Annotated in this window: 18 protein-coding genes; 6 read left to right on the forward strand and 12 right to left on the reverse strand. The window is 60.7% G+C overall.

Going from position 1 to position 17030, the window contains the following annotated elements:
• Positions 1-107: 107 nt before the first annotated feature.
• The 3 genes from IVB12_RS28515 to IVB12_RS28525 form a co-directional block, all read right to left on the reverse strand.
• Positions 108-713, reverse strand: coding sequence for a DUF1419 domain-containing protein (locus IVB12_RS28515; protein ID WP_247304076.1), 606 nt, complete (start codon positions 711-713; stop codon positions 108-110).
• A 313-nt stretch (positions 714-1026) separates the two neighbouring features.
• Entirely contained in the window at positions 1027-1935 is a 909-nt protein-coding gene (locus IVB12_RS28520; RefSeq protein WP_247304102.1) for a DUF3991 and toprim domain-containing protein, read from the reverse strand.
• A 204-nt stretch (positions 1936-2139) separates the two neighbouring features.
• Positions 2140-2316: a hypothetical protein gene (locus IVB12_RS28525; RefSeq protein WP_247304078.1), complete on the reverse strand. Its 177-nt coding sequence runs from the start codon at positions 2314-2316 to the stop codon at positions 2140-2142.
• Positions 2317-3572: 1256 nt separating this feature from the next.
• Between IVB12_RS28525 and IVB12_RS28530 the strand changes: the two genes are divergently transcribed.
• The 5 genes from IVB12_RS28530 to IVB12_RS28550 are packed head-to-tail and all read left to right on the forward strand — an operon-like array spanning position 3573 to position 7951.
• Complete coding sequence (locus IVB12_RS28530; RefSeq protein ID WP_247304080.1) at positions 3573-5189, forward strand: ATPase, T2SS/T4P/T4SS family; 1617 nt, start codon at positions 3573-3575, stop codon at positions 5187-5189.
• Between the two features lie 51 nt (positions 5190-5240).
• The gene (locus IVB12_RS28535) at positions 5241-6464 is read left to right on the forward strand and encodes a type II secretion system F family protein (RefSeq protein ID WP_247304082.1); all 1224 of its coding nucleotides are present in this window, start codon (positions 5241-5243) and stop codon (positions 6462-6464) included.
• A 2-nt stretch (positions 6465-6466) separates the two neighbouring features.
• On the forward strand, positions 6467-6919 hold the full coding sequence (locus IVB12_RS28540; RefSeq protein ID WP_247304084.1) for a GspH/FimT family pseudopilin: 453 nt from the start codon (positions 6467-6469) through the stop codon (positions 6917-6919).
• The gene (locus IVB12_RS28545; protein WP_247304085.1) at positions 6912-7307 is read left to right on the forward strand and encodes a type II secretion system protein; all 396 of its coding nucleotides are present in this window, start codon (positions 6912-6914) and stop codon (positions 7305-7307) included. The genes IVB12_RS28540 and IVB12_RS28545 overlap by 8 nt, the downstream gene beginning before the upstream one ends.
• Positions 7304-7951 (forward strand): prepilin-type N-terminal cleavage/methylation domain-containing protein, encoded by a 648-nt coding sequence (locus tag IVB12_RS28550; protein ID WP_247304086.1) that lies wholly within the window; start codon positions 7304-7306, stop codon positions 7949-7951. Before IVB12_RS28545 ends, IVB12_RS28550 begins: the two co-directional genes overlap by 4 nt.
• Before the next feature lie 28 nt (positions 7952-7979).
• Here IVB12_RS28550 and IVB12_RS28555 read toward each other — a convergent pair whose 3' ends face one another.
• From IVB12_RS28555 to IVB12_RS28590, 8 genes are all read right to left on the reverse strand, one after another.
• The gene (locus IVB12_RS28555; RefSeq protein WP_247304087.1) at positions 7980-8753 is read right to left on the reverse strand and encodes an A24 family peptidase; all 774 of its coding nucleotides are present in this window, start codon (positions 8751-8753) and stop codon (positions 7980-7982) included.
• A 28-nt stretch (positions 8754-8781) separates the two neighbouring features.
• The gene (gene gspG / locus IVB12_RS28560; protein WP_247304104.1) at positions 8782-9276 is read right to left on the reverse strand and encodes a type II secretion system major pseudopilin GspG; all 495 of its coding nucleotides are present in this window, start codon (positions 9274-9276) and stop codon (positions 8782-8784) included.
• Entirely contained in the window at positions 9276-10331 is a 1056-nt protein-coding gene (locus IVB12_RS28565; RefSeq protein ID WP_247304088.1) for a cytochrome c peroxidase, read from the reverse strand. Before IVB12_RS28565 ends, gspG begins: the two co-directional genes overlap by 1 nt.
• A gap of 11 nt (positions 10332-10342) precedes the next feature.
• Positions 10343-11029, reverse strand: coding sequence for a type II secretion system protein GspK (locus IVB12_RS28570; protein WP_247304089.1), 687 nt, complete (start codon positions 11027-11029; stop codon positions 10343-10345).
• Positions 11030-11170: 141 nt separating this feature from the next.
• The gene (gspD, locus tag IVB12_RS28575) at positions 11171-13375 is read right to left on the reverse strand and encodes a type II secretion system secretin GspD (protein ID WP_247304090.1); all 2205 of its coding nucleotides are present in this window, start codon (positions 13373-13375) and stop codon (positions 11171-11173) included.
• 3 nt (positions 13376-13378) lie between these two features.
• Positions 13379-13927: a hypothetical protein gene (locus IVB12_RS28580; protein ID WP_247304091.1), complete on the reverse strand. Its 549-nt coding sequence runs from the start codon at positions 13925-13927 to the stop codon at positions 13379-13381.
• Positions 13924-14508, reverse strand: a complete 585-nt coding sequence (gene gspM, locus IVB12_RS28585) for a type II secretion system protein GspM (RefSeq protein WP_247304092.1) — start codon at positions 14506-14508, stop codon at positions 13924-13926. The genes IVB12_RS28580 and gspM overlap by 4 nt, the downstream gene beginning before the upstream one ends.
• A complete protein-coding gene (locus tag IVB12_RS28590; protein WP_247304094.1) occupies positions 14505-15563 on the reverse strand; it encodes a hypothetical protein in 1059 nt (352 codons plus the stop codon). Before IVB12_RS28590 ends, gspM begins: the two co-directional genes overlap by 4 nt.
• A gap of 687 nt (positions 15564-16250) precedes the next feature.
• Here IVB12_RS28590 and IVB12_RS28595 point away from each other — a divergent pair.
• Positions 16251-16874, forward strand: coding sequence for an IPT/TIG domain-containing protein (locus tag IVB12_RS28595; RefSeq protein WP_247304096.1), 624 nt, complete (start codon positions 16251-16253; stop codon positions 16872-16874).
• Positions 16875-16881: 7 nt separating this feature from the next.
• Here the strand turns inward: IVB12_RS28595 and IVB12_RS28600 are convergent, their stop codons facing one another.
• Complete coding sequence (locus IVB12_RS28600; RefSeq protein ID WP_346658365.1) at positions 16882-17028, reverse strand: transposase domain-containing protein; 147 nt, start codon at positions 17026-17028, stop codon at positions 16882-16884.
• Positions 17029-17030: the final 2 nt, after the last annotated feature.

The following is a 17030-nucleotide window of genomic DNA, read 5'->3' on the forward strand; positions in this document are numbered from 1 at the left end:
ACGGTCCTGCGGGGTTGACGGGAGAGCCGACGGGGGGCCCTGTGCTGAAGCCGCGAAGCCCCGCGCAGAGCCGGGCTGTTGGCAGGTCGAGGAGGGCGCGCGGCCAGCTAGGCCGCGACAGCCTCCGGCAGGTGCCGGAGCTGTACCGGCAGCTTCGCTGCGATCTCCGCTTCGGTGAGGTCGTCCAGCAGCTTCAGCGCGGTGCCATGCTGGCCGGCGTAGACGAGTACGGTGCGGTGGCCGCGCACGGCGGCCGGCCAGCGCTCGCCGGCGTAGCCGCGGTAGTCGTCATGCGTGCTCGACCAGATGTGCTCGAGCCGCTCCTCACGCGTCATCGCGCGGACAGGACGAGACTCGCGCTCGATGATCGCGGCCTTCATCCGCTCCGGCGACGCTCTGTCCGACAGGTCGCAGTAGCCGTGGAACCAGCGCATCTGGCCATCAATCGACAGTGACAGGAAAACGCTTGTCACGCTTGCCGTCATGAATTCGCGCATTGCGAACATGTCGCCTCGCATCCACAGTGGCGGCAGGATCTCGAGCATGTAGTCGTGTTCGCTCTCGGCGAGCTCGAACCACTCGCCGGCGAAGAGGTGGGCGGCGTCGCCTTCAGCGATCGCCGGATCGCCGCGATGGCGATTGAACATGCGGTACATCTCGGGGCGGGTCGCGACGCCTTCGAAGACTTTACGGATGGTGGGTGAGGTGTGCATCGGCGGCTCCTCTTGGCCTGGCCGGACTGAAGCGCGAGCTATCCGCCTGATCTCTTCGTCACTTCAGTCCTTCATCACACCTCCTCGGCGGCCGCCTCGCCGTCCGGTGGGTCAAGGGCCGCGGAACGCGGGCGAAGCTTCACCCTTGACGCGCCGGCCGGGCATGCGGCAGCTGTTTACCGGCCTCCTTATTTTTCCCTCCTTATTCGGACTTGCCTGTCGCATCGCTCAGGGGCAGGGCCCCTCCATTGCGAACATGCGGGAACGACGCCGCGCGACCGGCGCGTCGGGCAGGCCTCCGGCATCAACGTGCTCAGCTGTTCTCCAGTCTCTTCGCCAGCCCCGTCAGATCCTCATTCCAATCGCCGGCGCACGGTCGCAATCGCGCATACTGCGCGCTCGCGTCCGTGGCGATGGTACGAACGCGATCGGCGTAGACGTCACCCTGTCGATTGTTGTCGGTTGCTGCCACAAGCCGGGCGTTGGCGCGCTTGGCCAAGCTGCGGATGGCTTCCTCGGTCGCCGGCGACCAGCCGCCTCCGGTGCTGACATAAAGGGTGTCGGAGCGGTGGACCTCAATGGCGGCGAGGCTCATTGCATCGATCGCCGCCTCCGTGATGCAAATCCGCTCGGATCTTGCCGGTCCGAAGCGAAACAGATCCTTGGCGCCCTCACTGGCGAAGCCGCGCCATGCCGGCCCACGCTCCTCCCAGCCCGTGAGCGCTCCAGCAGAATCGCTATGTGCCGCCCACATGCTGCCCTTTGGCCCCTCACGCAAACGATCGCAGGCGACCGCCTGCTTCACGATTTCGCCCGGCAGCCCGCGTTCATCGGTGAGATAGCGCCATGCTCGCGAGCCCGAGCGCGGCTTGAGGCGATTTCCCCACCGCTCAGCGATAGACCCAGGCACCTTCAGCCTTGCCGGCCGCCGCCACGCTGGTGCTTTCGGAAGGAAACCAACCATATCTGCAACACGGTCACACGCTTCGACGAAACCATCAGCGCCAAGATGTTCAGCGAGCGAAAACACGTCTCCCCTCGCCGGCGACAACGGATCGAACCAGCCGCGGCCTTCGTGGATAACGATGATGATGTTGCCGTCACGGCGATACTTGATCGCGCGCCGGGTGCTTTCCTTGACATCGACCTTCCAGCCGTCTTTCTCCAGCACCGCCGCGCAGCCGACCTTCTGGCGCAGCTCTTCGATTTCTCTCTTGTCCATTTCTCTGCACCGGTCTCGCGCAAGCGAGTCCGCTCCTTTCTTTTGTTGATCTCTCTTGCTCCCAGCCTTGCGGAGCATCCCGACCGGCCGCGAAGCCTGCCGACTGCAAGGGCGCGCTGACCAACCGTTAGGCGCCGCGTCATCGGGCGCGGCGAAGCCTCCCTTGCGGCCGGCAAAGGCGCCAGCGGCAGCCGGTCACCCGGCTCAATGAGCCGGGCACCAGGGGTCGTACTCATGAACGATGGCGTCTTGATCGCCGTCGTACTCGCTGGCGACCATCACGCCGAATTCATTGTCAGCCTGGAAAAGGATGACTGGCACCATCAGCGTGCGGGCGAGATCGAAGGCGTGGTTCTGAGCGAGAGTGAGATTGTGCGACATTGAAGGCTCCCGTCTTGCGGCGGGGACCATCCCCGCTCGATAGGCGCCGACGTGTTCGGGGGTGGCTGCGGTCACCTCGAAAGGCGAAGCCGAAGAGGTCGTACGCTTGCGTAGCGAACCCCTTGCGGGTTGACCGTGGACGGCCGCACCAGAACAAGGAAAGCCCATTCGAGAGCGGGGTTGGTCTTTCACCGGAAGCCGGAAGCATGGACTGCCAAAACGCACATGCTTGGTCCGCGGATAACCAAGCGTACGCTGCTTTGCGAATGGTTCTATTCAAAAGCACTCAAGGTCGTCGGCATCGCGCACGCATGGAGTAATGCCAGATCCGAGTACACGTGACGCTGCTTCCGATCGGACCAGCAGATGTTGTTGGCCGGCGATTCGGGACGTTTGCGTCAGGGATGGCAGCCCGCAAGCGGGAAGACCCGCGTGCGGGGCTTCAGCGCAGCCAACAGCCCGGCCCGCAGGGCGACGCGTAAGTTTCGCGCTCGAACACTCAGCAGAGGCATAGGTACGATGAACTGCGAGCAGTGATCCGTTCTCGTGTTGAGCACGTTGGGCTTTACCTAGCTTAGATTGGACAGCCCCAAAACGAGGCATTCTCTGGGTCATTACCTGTTAAGGCGCCGCCAGAGCCGCAGGTGAGCTGAGAGACTACTCGCGTTGCCGCCTGCAACGGGAACCTGCCGCTGTCGCAAATTACGAACGTCTCATCCTCGCTTGTCGCAGCTTGCCGAGGTCATCTGATCAAAGTCAGCGATCACTCACCCCAACAATCGACCAGTACTCGATGCTGCGAAACGGCAGCATAGCGCGGTATGGGTGAGACGTGGGTCGGCTTCAGTAGATGCGATCTGCAGTCGTCCAATGATGGATTGGAACGAGAGTTCAAGTTTTTCAATGTGTTAGGAGGTCGCCTGTGCGCGACGTGTGCACCGGGAGATCAAGAAAAATCTTGCGACATCCGACCGCAGCAAAAGTTTCGTGGAATCCGGTTGATCGGGGAAAGTGCCACAGTTCTCAGTTCGCTACTGCGAGGTACGTCCTCCCATGCTTCGAGGAGCAATGCTAACAAGCTCGCATCTAGCAAAGGTTGCAGATAGAGAGGAATTCAGCTAAGGGAAAATGTGCGTTGAGTTTCGGCGCGAGAAGCGATGTCAACTGCGGACGTGAGCGGACAGTCACGCGATCCAATATCGTTATTGGTCGACGCTGGACACCTAAATCAAGAATCGCTAGCACGAGCGCGCCGATTGTCTACGGAAACCGGTGAGACGATTTCATTTGCGCTTACCAGACTTGGACTCATCACAGAACATCAGATGGCGGACGCCTTTTCCAGGGCGCTCGACTTGCCGCGTATCAGTGCGGAAGCGCTTCCGAGTGACAAATTGCCTTATGGTGGGCTCAGCCCGGCCTTCCTGCGACTAACGCGCGCTTTGCCCTTCGCCCAAGAGTCCGACGGAGAGTTGGCGTTGGCGATGGCAAACCCCCTCGACGATGCCACCGCTGAGGCTGTCGCATTATTCGTTGGACATCCGGTTCCTCGATACATCGCGCTGCCGACCGACATCGATACGGCACTCGATCGACTTTTTTCGCACAATTCAGCAGAAGCTGCAGGTGAAACGGAGCCGGGCATTCCCGACGATCTTGCCGGGACGGGGCTCGGAACGTCCGATCTCGATCGGTTGCGTGAAGCGGCGAGCGACGCGCCCGTCATCCGTCTCGTGAACAATCTGCTCGGTCGCTCCGTTGATGAGCGAGGTTCTGATCTTCATCTTGAGCCCACCGCGGACGGCTTGACCGTGCGCCTGCGCGTGGATGGCAGGCTTCACGTGTTGGATCCTCCGGTGCCGCTGCGGTTACGGGACGCCGTCGTAAGCCGGGTCAAATTAATGGCCGGACTAGACATCGCCGAACGAAGATTGCCACAGGATGGACGGATTGCCCATGCGGTCCGTGGTCGGGAGATCGACTTCCGTGTAGCAACGACGCCCACGTCGCATGGCGAAAGTGTTGTGATCCGCGTGCTCGACCGGACTCAGGTTCAGCTGGATTTCCATGCGCTGGGCTTCGACGAGAGTGCCATGGCGGAGTTGACGCCGTTGCTCCGGGCGCCGCACGGAATGATCCTCGTCACGGGCCCGACTGGAAGCGGCAAGACCCCGACCCTGTACGCAGCTCTTTCCTTGCTAAACACGTCCGACCGCAAGTTGATGACGATTGAGGATCCTGTGGAGTACCAACTCGGCGGCGTCCAGCAGGTGCAGGTACAGCCGGGCATCGGTCTTAGTTTTGCGCGCGCACTGCGCTCGTTTTTGCGACACAATCCCAATGTGGTCATGGTTGGTGAAATTCGCGATCTCGAGACGGCGCAGATTGCGGTTCAAGTTGCTCTGACCGGGCATTTGGTGCTGTCGACCTTGCATACGAACGACTCCGCAACTGGCGTGACCCGTCTGCTGGACATGGGGGTCGAGGATTATCTGATCGCATCGACATGCAATGCCATTCTTGCCCAGCGGTTGGTGCGGACGTTGTGCACCGATTGCCGGATACCCTATGATGCGAGTGCCAGCTATTTGAGCCGGTTGGGTGTTCCTAGCGAAAAGCCGATGCCGCTCTTTCAGCCAGGCGGTTGTGCCTCGTGTGGCGGAAGCGGCTATCGAGGTCGTACAACGATCGTCGAAATATTGTCTCTAACTGATACGGTGCGCGACATGGTCTTGAGGCGAGCGTCTGCAGCCGAGATCGCACGGACGGCTGTCGCGCAGGGTATGCGAACCATGCAGGCTCATGGCATGGAAAAGGCGCTTGCCGGACAGACAACTGTTGAGGAAGTGCTCGCCGCGACGCGAGTCACTTGAGCATGACGACGTGTTGGTCTTAGGTATGGCCACCGGTACGTGTGGGACACGATGGCCCAGTTCCAGTATAAGGTTGTTGCTCCAGATGGTTCGATCGCGCGCGGACGCCTGGAGGCGGCCGACCGACATGCGGCTGCTGCGCGGTTGCAGTCCCAAGGCAATGTGCCGCTAACTCTTGAGCCCTTCGAGCCGGTCAGCGGCTTGCGGGCTCTGCTGTCACAAGAGATTGGCGGTGCCCAGCGCGGCGGACCAAAACTTGCCGCGGATCTGGTAGGCCGCCTCGCGCTATTGCTGGACGCGGGGGTTGCCCTTGAGCCAGCGCTATCCCTGCTTGCTCGATCGGAGGGCCGGGCCGCTGTCAAGGACGTTGCCGCAGAACTCCTGAGGCGTCTTCGCAGCGGAGCAGGTCTTTCCGACGCCATGGCCGCAAGTGCTGATACGTTTCCGCCTCTGGTCGTTGCCATGGTCCGAGCCGGTGAGGCGAGCGGTGCTCTGGGTGCGACCCTCGGCCGTTTGGCGGATCATCTTACTCGCGCCGAGGCCGTACGGCAGTCGGTCCGCTCTGCTCTCATTTATCCGGCTGTGCTACTGGCGACGGCTGTCGGATCCGTGTTGTTGGTGTTGCTCTCCGTCCTTCCACAGCTCGAGCCCATTTTCGCCGAGGCCGGCGATCGGCTGCCGCTGATGACACGAATGGCATTTGCCGCAAGCGCCGGACTAAGACAGTTTTGGTGGGTGGGGTTGGCCTTTGCCGCATTGTCTTTCCTTATTGGACGCCGCCTCCTTGCCGACCCTAACGTCTGCAGCCGAAGAGACGCGATCATGCTGCGTTTTCCCGTGTTGGGCCTGACGATACGGCGCGCTGAGGCCGCCCGCTTTGCCCGGGTATTGGGCACGTTGCTGAGCGGCGGGATAACCCTCGCGCCGTCCTTGATGCTCGCACGTCCCGTCCTCGGCAATCGGACGATCATCGAGGCTGTTGAAAGCATTATCGGAGCTGTCAGGGAAGGCAGCGGACTTGCCGGTCCGCTTGCGCAGGCAAACGTCTTTCCTGAACTTGCTGTGCAAATGGTCAAGATCGGAGAGGCGACGGGACGTCTCGATTCGATTTTGCTTCGGCTGGCGGATCTGCTGGACTCCGAGGTTCAGCGGACGCTGGATCGGGCGCTGGCGCTGCTTATTCCCATCTTGACGATTGGCCTCGGTGGCTTCGTGGCGGGAATTATCGCCTCGGTGATGCTTGCCGTGCTCGGCATCAACGATCTCCTGCATTGAAGATGTCCCGCACCATCACCACGCGGGCCGACATAGGGTTCACTTTGCTGGAATTATTAGTCGTGCTGGCGATCCTCGGGGGCCTTGCTGCGATGTCGCTCCCGAGGTTGAGATTGAACGAAGGCGCGCGATTGCGAGCGAGTGCGCATGCGCTAGTTGTCGATCTGCGCCTGAGCCGTGACGAGGCCATTCGGCGTGGGCAGGTGACGGCGCTGGTCTCTGACGGGCATGGATACCGGCTTCTTCCCGATGGGCATCACAAGTCCTTGCCGACCGGCATGTCTCTGACGCTGGGGATGTCTGGTGGCTCGCTTGTCTCGTTCCCCGCAGACGAAATTCGCTTCTTTCCCGACGGCAGTGCAACTGGCGGAAGCCTGATCGTGCAACTAGGGGAAGGTTCCGCCATCCGTGTGGGTGTGCGCGGGTTCGACGGGAAGGTCCGATTGCATGATTGAGACGCCTGGCGACCGCGGATACACGCTCCTCGAGATGCTGGTTGCGCTCGTCATTCTCATTACTGGCGTTGCCGCCTATTATATTGCGGTCGGTGGCGGCTTGCTCGCCGGTAGCTCTTCCGAGCGGGCTAGGCGAAGTGCGAACGACGCAGAAAACCTAGTCGCCTCACTGGGCCATTCGATTGTGCTCGACCAACGCGCCCTCCGTGGAGATCTCAGAGACGGGCAGCACTGGAACCTCCGCCTCGAGCCGTTTGATCCAATCGAAGCAGAGGGGCCCAGACCGTCCTTGCAGGGCCATGTTGTCAGCCTGGATATTGTCCCGCCCGACGGTCGCGGAGAAGTCCTGCACCTCAAGACATTCCTGATCAGTCCGAAGCTGCCATGAGCTCAACTCGTCGATCCCAAGACGCCGGGCTGACGCTGCTGGAATTGCTTGTTGTTCTTGCGCTCACGGGGATGCTCGGAGCCTTGGTCGCCTCCGGCCTGCATACGGCGTCCGGCACCCTGCAGCGGACATTGCTGCGCAACGGCGACAACGAAGAGCTCATGGCGATAAGCAGGCAGATGAGGCAGCTGTTATCAAGTGTATCGGCGGAAAAACTCGGTAGTTGGTCGCATGGGACTACACGATTTGAGGGAAATCGAGATCGCATCACGTTTCTTGCGCCATTGGCGCCGCGGTTCGGTGCCCAAGATATCGTCGCTTACACCGTCGAATTCGCTGAAGACGGCAAGCTCAAGATGGCCTGGCACCTCGATCGGGAGTCGCCGTCCGCCCGCAAGACTGCCGTGTCGATTCCGGTAGAGGAAATTCTGGACGGTGTCACCGACGGAGCATTCGCATATTTCGGTGCGGCTGATGATCAGCAGGCCCGATGGGCAGACGATTGGCGGACTCAGGAGCGGCTTCCCCAACTCGTACGAATACGCTTTGCTTGGCGTGGCCAGACCGAAGAGTTGATTGTAGCCCCGATGCTGACCACCGGACCGTGTTCGATACTCGACTCGGACCAGCCATGTTCGAACTAGGACAGAGCTTGTGGCTCTCCGGATTGCCTCAATTGAGCTGGTGCAGCAACATGGGGCCGTAGATATAAGTTAGCCAGATCGCCGCTGATAGAAATGGCCCAAACGGAATAGCAGCGCTCCGATCAATTGCCCGCCCGTTCAGCCGGCCGAGCACGATTGCCAGAATCCCAAGAAGAGCTGCGACAAGCACCACGTCCGGAAGGGCGCTCCACCCGAGCCAGGCCCCAGCTGCAGCCATGAGCTTTGCGTCGCCAGCGCCGAGACCCTCGCGCTCGCGGAGGGCCCGATAACCCGCCGCGATCGTCCTGAAGCTGGCATAACCGAGCAATGTCCCGACGAGGCTCGCGGGCAATTGTTCAGGTGCAAGCAAGGCTTGCGTGGCTAATCCGGAGACGAGGAGGGGCAACGTCAGCGCATCTGGCAAGCGAAAGTGCTCGGCGTCGATCCAGGACAGGACCAGAAGCGTCCAGCCGAGGACGCAGGCAGCCCACAGCCAAAGCGGGGTCCGGTCGACCATGGCGGCCCAGCAGGCGACCGCTACGCAGGAGAGTTCGATCGCGAGATGGAACGGTGATATCGTTGCACGGCAGGTGCGGCATCGTCCCCCCAGCGCAAGATAGCTGATGATAGGGACAAGGCACACAGGTGAAAGATCGGTATCGCAGGCGTCGCACCGCGAGCGTGACCAGATGATATCGCGCTTTTGGGGAAGCCTCCGAATGATCACACCGGCAAAGCTGCCAGCTATGGGCGAAAGGCAGACCGGGAGCGCCCAGGACGAAAGCTGAAGTTCTTGCGACATGACTGTGCCGTCGTTGGAGTAATGCCGATCATGAAGCGTTGCAGATCAGGTCCGGACCGTTACCGCTCGAGTCCCCGGAGTCACCTTTCGAGCACAGGTCGTAATCGCGTCCGTGGCGCTGAGAGGGACTGCGATATATGTAAGGCCGGCCCCAGGCATCGACCGGGACCACGTCTCCCTTGACGTAGGGGCCGTTCCATCGCGGCGCTGACGCAGGTCGCGTTATGAGAGCCTGAAGACCCTGCTCGGTCGTTGGAAAGCCGCCAACGTCAAGCTTGTACATCTCCAGAATCGTACCGAGCCGCTCGATCGATTGTTGGGCTATGGAAACGCGGGCCCCACCGAGCTGCCGGAGAGCGACAGGCGCGACCAGGCCGATGAGCAAGCCGAGAATTGCAACCACCACCAGAAGCTCCAGCAGTGTAAATCCATCGTCGCCAGAACCGGCGGACCTGGATTGGAGGCGGACGAAATCGCGGCGCCTTCTGCGGCGGAATGGCGTAATGACAACATTGGCTCGCATCACTTAGTCTCCTTGGTGTTGGAGCTTATCGAAACGGGGTCCGCGGTGATTAGGTTCTCAGGCGTCAAGGCGTCCAGGAATGCGACGATCGCGTCGACCTCATCGGCGCTCAAGTAAAGAGGACCAAGCCGGCCATCGAGAGCGGGTGCTTCGTCAATTCCTCGGTTGTACCGTTCCACTACCGCTCGCAGAGAGGAGATGCTCCCGTCATGCATCAGATATCGGCGCAACGCGACGCCACGCAGACCCGGCGTCTTGAAAGCGGCGGTGTCTGATGGATTGCCGGTAACCGCGGCGCGGCCGGCATCGACGCATGAGCCGGCCCTGCAACCGATACCTGTTGCGTGGAAACGTCCGTCCGTGAAAGGCGCTTGCTGCCCGTTGACAAGATGGCAACCGGCGCACCGCGCCTTGTTAGTGAAGAGTCTGAAGCCGGCCAGTTCTTGAGATGTCAGAGAGCGCTCGTCACGCCGGAGATTGTAGCGGTCAAAGCGAGATTCTCCCGGTACGAGAGAGGCGACATAGGCTGCAAGCGCATCCAGGACCAGGTTCCGATCGACAGCGGCAGCGCCGAATGCCGTGGCGAGCTTGCCCGTGGTCTCATCGGAATTCAGGCGCTCCAGCGTGACGGGCCAGTCTATCGCCATTTCGGGCGATTCAAGAGGAAGGGTCGCCTGGCTGCGAAGATCAGCAGCTCGTCCATCCCACATGAGGGACTTTGCCTCGCCCAAACCTAGGAGCGACGGAGCGTGCCTGCTGCTCACGAAGCCCGCAACGCCAATGGCGAGGGGGCGATCGCCGGAAAAGCCGAGGGCCGGAATATGACAGGTCTGGCATGACGTTGATCCATCGCGCGACAACAAAGGCGAGCGAAAAAGCTGCTCACCCAGTGACACCAAAGCTGGATAAGGGGCATCGGCCGTCGCACTCGACATTGAGATTGCCGCAACGCCTAGAGGCACGATGGCGCTTCCCAAAGTGATCGCGAAGCGCAGCGGTAGCCTGCGTCGTCGGCTCGCTTTCCGAACCGACGTCGTCGACTGCTTCGTGGGCATCAAGGATCTTCCTATTGCCATGCCAGCACTCGATAAGGCTCATTCCGATCGCCCGAAATCTGGACGGAAGCAGAGCGCTTTACGGAGATACCCGACGACACAACGCTGGCGACGATCGTAAGGGCTTCGCCTGCGGTTGGCGCACGGGTAGCTCCGGCTGCGTTGCCGTTCTGTCGGGCCGCCAACTGAGTCGAGGCGAAGTTGTCGCTTCCTGATGCGAGGACTTGGAGAAGAGCGTCGTTCGCGACGCCGAGATCGACCGTTCCACTGCTGGACCATACCGTTACGAAGGGTGCAACGGCAGCCTGGAGTGCATCGTTCATTCCAAGGACGAGACGAAGTTCGCCGATGGATCGAAATGGAGCAAAGCGGGGGCCATATGTGCGACCTGCCTCCGTGTACAAGGCAGCAATAGACTCCACCGGTGAATTGCGAAGCGGAGAGCGCCAAACCTCGATCTGCCGGGCGATGAATTCAGCATCGTCGCTCGAAAGCCCCTGCGCCTGAAAGATCGAGTGGAGCTGTTGGACCGATGCAGTGTTGAGATCGAGTTTTCCAGCCTCGCTTTCACAGCTGAGAACGACACGGGCTCCGAGGAAGTCGATCTCACGAGACGTGCCGTCAAGGGAGAGCCGCAGCGGGTCACGCCGGTCGAGCAGCGACAGAATGGCCCGGTTGATTGCACCGTCCGCGATCATGCGGCCTCGCAGCTGCAGCACCGCGGTATTCGCAATGGTCTTTCCCGCCCGGGCCTCGAGCAGGAAAAGCTGCCGGCCAGGACCGACAGCAAAAGCAGAGCCCAGAGCACGAGAACGAGGGCAAAGCCTCTATCGCGGTGTTCAGGGGCGTCGCGACGGACGGAAGTTGTCATGGAGCATCGGAAGTTTTGCACTGAGTTCATCTGTCGCCGCATCGGCGGAGGCGGCATTGCGAATGACATGGGGTTGGATCAGGACCAAAAGCTCGGTTCGATCGATCCGGTCGTCGCTCGTTCCGAAAAGAGGCCCGACGCCGGGAATGTCCTTGAGCCATGGGACGCCCGTGCGATCGCGTGCACGACTGTCCTTTATCAGTCCTCCGATGGCCACAGTCTGCCCATCCTCGACAACCACCGAGGTGGAGACACGACGCTGCTGAATGGTGGGGCTGTTCAAGGTCGAGGTCGTGGTCGGGACGCTCTGGCTGACCTCCTGCGCGATATCCATCAGGACCCTCCCGTTGCGGTTCACGCGGGGGGTAACGCGAAGAATGATGCCCGTGTCGTACATCTGGATCGAGTTAACGGTCGGCGCGTTAGGTGTGATGTTGCTGACGGATGAAGAGGTTGCGATAGGGACCTGGTCTCCCACTTGGAGAGACGCGGTTCGATTGTTCAAGACCATCAGCTTCGGCGCCGAGATCACGCGTACGGTCGTGTAGTTGGACAGAAAGTCCAACGTGGCTTTGATATCGCTGCGGAGGAGGGCGGCCGAGAGACCGCCGGTACTTGGACCCAACGCCGCTGCGGCAACCGCCGAGCTTAAGGCAGAGAAGGCACCATTGTTCAGCGATACCTGCACCCCATACCGGAAGCCGTCGTTGAGATCGACTTCTGCGATCGAGGCTTCAAGCATGACTTGCAACGGAGCGGCATCGAGCCTGACCAGCGCGGATTCGACCTGAGCGTATCGCTCAGGTGTCGTCATGATTAGAAGAGCGTTGTTGGGCTCGTCAGCGGTGATCCGCAGGTCGGTCAATGCACCACCGGCATCATTCGCTGAGCTGTCCGGCGTGGATGCGGTAATTGAGCCGGCCGCTGTTGTGAGTGACGCCGCTACGGCGCCGGAGCCTCCGCCCGAGGAGCTGACAAGTGGCGAACTGAGTCCCGGCGAACTCGGCTGCGGGGACTCGGTCGCAGGGGCAAGATCGTCGCCCGCCGGGACGGTGGACTGGCTGGTCGGAACTGACGTGGTGCCGCCCCGGGACTGCGAGAGAGCCTTGGTCAACACGCTTGCAAGGTCCTTCGCACGCCCGTTCTGCACGTAATAGACGAACAGGCGGGGCTTTAATACGTTGCGGCCGCGGTCGAAGCGCTCGACCCAGGTCCGCATCTCCTCGACATGGGCATAATTCTTCGAGACGACCAGAATGGCGTTGAGATGTGCTATGGGGACGATCCGAACGACGCCGGCCAGCGGTCCCTGCTTGCCTATGACACTATTGAGGCCTTCCGCGACACTCGCGGCTGAGGAGTAGCGCAAGGGAAATAGTCCGAAGGATTGACTGCGTAGCCAATTCACATCGAACATTTCTATCGCTCGCTCGGCACGGTCGACATCACTCGCGGTGCCCGCCAGCGTGATCAGGCTCGCGTTGGACGCACCTGCCGGAATCACCGTTCCGGGCGGCACCAGGGGCTCGAGGATCCGCTGAACATCGGGCGCGGTGACGTAACGCAAAGGAACGAGCCTGACTTGATACCCTGGGCCCAGTGAGTTTCCCGAGACGCCGATTGGGCCGCGCTGTGCCGCGTTCGCGATTGGCACGACCTGATAGGCCGAGGAGCCCGGAACGAGAGCTGCACCAGCCAGCTTGAGAGCTTCCTCGAACGCTGGCAAAACAGCTGCACGCGAAAGAGGCTTGGCCGTACGCAGGGAAATGGTTCCCTGGATGGCGGGGTCAACGATGTAATTGATCCCAAGCATGTCCGTGAGGACGGCCTTGAGAACATCGCGGATATCCACGTTGTCGAAATTGAGCACATACTCGCCGTTCTTGACGGTCGCGGTCGGGGCATCGGTTGTTATGGCCGGCAGGTCGTTGGTGCCGCGCACCAGGATGGGCGCGCTAGCCCCGGTTGCCGCGTCTGCGGAAGGCAGGGGAGCTCCCGTTCTTGGCGCTGCATTCATGGACGATCGAAACGGCCCAAAAGGACCTGGGCTGGCGTCGTCCAGTGCCTGATCCGGAATGGCCGGGCCAAAGGTCTGGCATGCGCCGAGCGCCGCTGAAAGCGAAAATGCGACGAGCAGCCGCGGCAAAGGAACTTGGTGACGACCAAACCTCATCGGTTATTGCCTTCTGCGCAAGAGCGTTCCTGGAGCGGTCGTCCGGGCGACTTGAGCTGGCGAACTTTGGTGAACCGGAAAAGAGAGGTCGAGATTGGCGTCCTTGTATCGAAATTGGGCGAGATCGGGCTTCACCCGCTTGAGCTCCCAACCTTCTATCGAGCCGCCTTCGACGACGGTGACGCTCTTGCCGCTGCTCAGCCGAAGGACGGCGGAATTCACGTCGGGTGAAATGATGATTCCGATGAGCGTCGCGGCCAAGGGGGGCGGTGGCGGTGCCGAAACCGCTTCAGTCTTCGGCTCCACTGCGGCGACTTTGGGAGGTGTTGGCCGCCTTGACTGCGAAAATAGAGGACGCTCGACGATCGCCTGGAAACTCGAGGCCATGTTGCGCGGGGGCATCTGCGGCAAAAGCGTCTCCCCCACCCTTGGTGGCAAGGTCGAGGCTGGCATCTCGGTATTGGCTGAGACTGCCCATCCCAAGGTGATGGCGCCAAGGCCGCCCGCAAGAGCGAGTACGGCGCGTAGCTGGGCGGACCAAACAACAATCATTTGGCGCCTCCCTTTATCCGCCTTGCATAGGAGACAAGCCGCAGGCCTATATTCAGGGCGGGTTGCCCGTCTGCGGCCGTTGTTGTTGCGCCGGTCTCGGGCACTTGTGCAAATACCCGCTCCACGACGACGATTGGTTCGGCGCCGGCGACCGCTCGCAGCAGCTTGCTAAACTCGGCGGCGGAGGCTGTGAGGTCGAGGTCAAGGGCGATGCGGTCAAATCCCTTCTCGGCCGCGGCTTGCAGGCTTTTGCTGTTGCGCAAGACAGCGCCACTGCCCGTGACCAGACCCCGAAGGGAGTTCTGCATCTCGGCTGCGGCCAGCGCAGGCGACGCCGATGCAATGAAGTATCGGCCGGAGTTGCTCCTGCCTTCGAGTTCGTCGAGTTGGGCTTGGATAGCTGGCAAGCTGGCTTCGAGACGGCGATATCGAGCCAGCAATTCGTTCGAGCTTGCAATGGTCTCACGATCTTGGGCGACTTGCCTCAATAAGGGGGTGGCAACAAAAGCCCCAGCAGCCCAGCACAGATTTGCGAGAAGTCCCCATGCAATTAATCGACCTGCAAGCGGCGACAAGGTCATTGATCTGACCCATACCGTACGCGTAACTCGAATCTCGTCGGGCCGCCTGCAACGCCCTGCACGACCGGCGCGGCCAGTTCGGGTGCGGACAACGGCGGACGTGCAACCTGCTGCAGCAGCGCCGGAAGATCAGACGTAAGGCCAGAGAGGACGGCATCGCTTGCCCGGATTTCGAGACGAAATACCCAGGCGGTGTCTGGTATCTGGCGGCTGAGCGCATCGAGAAATTCCAGGGAGTTTGGGCCGCGCAGTTGATCCGGCAAGAAGCTCTCTGATGCGATGAGCGCGTCTAGCCTCGCCTGCGCGTCAGACGCCTTGGCGGCAATTTTTGCAGCACGAGCTGCTTGGCTTCGCGATGCTTCGGCCAGGAAATGGATCCGAAATGCAACCACAAAAGGCGAGCTGATCAGCAGCAAAACGCCGACGGCAACTGCCCATCTCGTGAAAGACTGAGTCTTGGGCGCAATCTTTGCGCCAATATGCGGGAGATAATCCAAAGCCGGCTGCGAGGCATCGCCCTCGACGAAAATCGCCGTCGGCTGGAGAGCGTGATTCGTGAGGCTCTCAAGTACACGCTTGAGCGCTTCGCGCGGTGTTACCGCAATTTCGGCGCGAAGGGTCTTCGTTCGACGGTCCTGCGCCAAACACCGTGTGACGTAGTGCACTTCGTCCGGCTTGAATGGCGTCACGCGCGCAATTTGGAACGAGGCTGTCTCTTGCAGCGTAGCCTTGGCGGCGATCGGGAGCTCGATCGTGCGTCGCAATACCATGGCAGCAGGCAGCAGAAGCGCGACGGGTTCAGGCTTTGACGCGTCGCCGTCCGCTTGATGATGCAGTACTTTCCAGTTTCCAGCCTGAAGATTGCCATCCCTGATTTCGACTTGCTCGCCCTGTACTCGGGCAATACGTCTTTGGAGCGGCGGCGCGAGTTTACGTCGGATCGACGATGGAACTGATTGGACGAGCTCGCTGATCCACCAGCGGGCAGCCGAATTTAAGATCCCGCAAACACGAACACCAAGCTCAAATCCAGCAATGTCGACTACTTGTTTCATACTGCCGTACGCAGAGAGTACCACGTATAGTAGTGAAGTTGTTTTCCAAGGTTGTCAAAGAGAGAATCAAGCGGAAGGGTAGAACGCTCGGATTGGTTGCCTAAGTCGTTCGCGCGGAAATTAGAGATAACGCGCGATAATGCCTTCGTTGTCGAACCAAGCGTCGCGGAGAACGCCTGTATCCAAGCTGTGGAAAACGTTGAGGCGAGCTGAGTTCCACGCGCGTGATTGAAAGATAAGCGAGGCCTGAGGCGGCAGATTTGTCGATGAACGAGATGCGGGTAGCGCGATGCCAATGGGACTCGGTCTAGCGTCTTGGCTCTATGCGAGTGTGCGCGAGGCGCCCTGACCGTTTGAGTAGTCGAGGCGAGCCGCCGTCAAAAAAATATTTCCGAGCTGATATCGACGAGACGCAGTCGAGTTCCGTCGTTCGTAAGCTCGCGACACCCCGCTGTGCTCTCAAGTATTTAGCTGCACATATGTTCAGATCACGAACAATGCGACGCAGGGTAGTGGACCAGTCTTTTTGAAGTGGTGAGCTTCGATACATTGAGAAATAGACTTGCAACCTGTGCGAGATTTGTGTCTCACTAGGCGCGGGACAGGAATTACTCTCCATCCTTCTGGAATCTGGCGTCGCCCCTTCAGGTCTGGAGGGCGTTTGCCTTGTCGCGCTGGTGGTGCCGTATGCAAGCATTTGCAGTTGTTCGCCGGATTCTGGCGTCCTATGTGCCCGGTTCTCTCCTCAAGATCGCAGCGTTCGCCCCACCCAAGCCAAAACGAAACAAGATAGCGCCCCAGGCAATTGCCGTTCTTGTCTCGGCACTTGCGATCTGGTTGGGCAGTTGTGCCGCTGTGTGGGCCGACAGTGCACAATACTATTACGATCCCGCCGGCAGACTGACTGTGGTGGTGGATCCGACAAATGGCAGTGCGCAATACAATTACGACGCAGTTGGCAACATCCTCTCGGTAGTACGCAGGCCGATAACAGATCTCGTTGTGGCGCAGGCATCACCAAGCCGCGGCCGCGCCGGCGACGTCGTCACGATCTTCGGTACGGGATTTGGGTCTCTGGCAAATACAACCGTATCGTTCAACGGTGTGCCTGCGTCTCCAACAGCGGTCAGCGCAACGCAAATCACGGTCCCGGTGCCGTCGGGAGCAACGACGGGGCCGGTATTCATTACATCGCCCGCGGGGAGCGCGAATTCGATCGCCAATTTCACGGTCCCGGCTTTGGGCGCGCCAACGATTGCGTCGGTTTCTCCCAATCAAGTAAAGCCGGGAGATACGATCGTAAGCGCTTAGCCGTGACCTATTGAGGCTGGCTTGACGTTTTGCGGAATCGCCACGGCATGAGATCATCGATCTTGCTATGGGGATGACCGTCGATGATCGCCTCGAGTGTTTCAGCGATGTAGGCAGCCGGGTTGACGCTGTTGAGCTTGCAGGTAGCGACTATCG

It is taken from the genome of Bradyrhizobium sp. 179 (assembly GCF_023073535.1).
Taxonomy (GTDB): domain Bacteria; phylum Pseudomonadota; class Alphaproteobacteria; order Rhizobiales; family Xanthobacteraceae; genus Bradyrhizobium.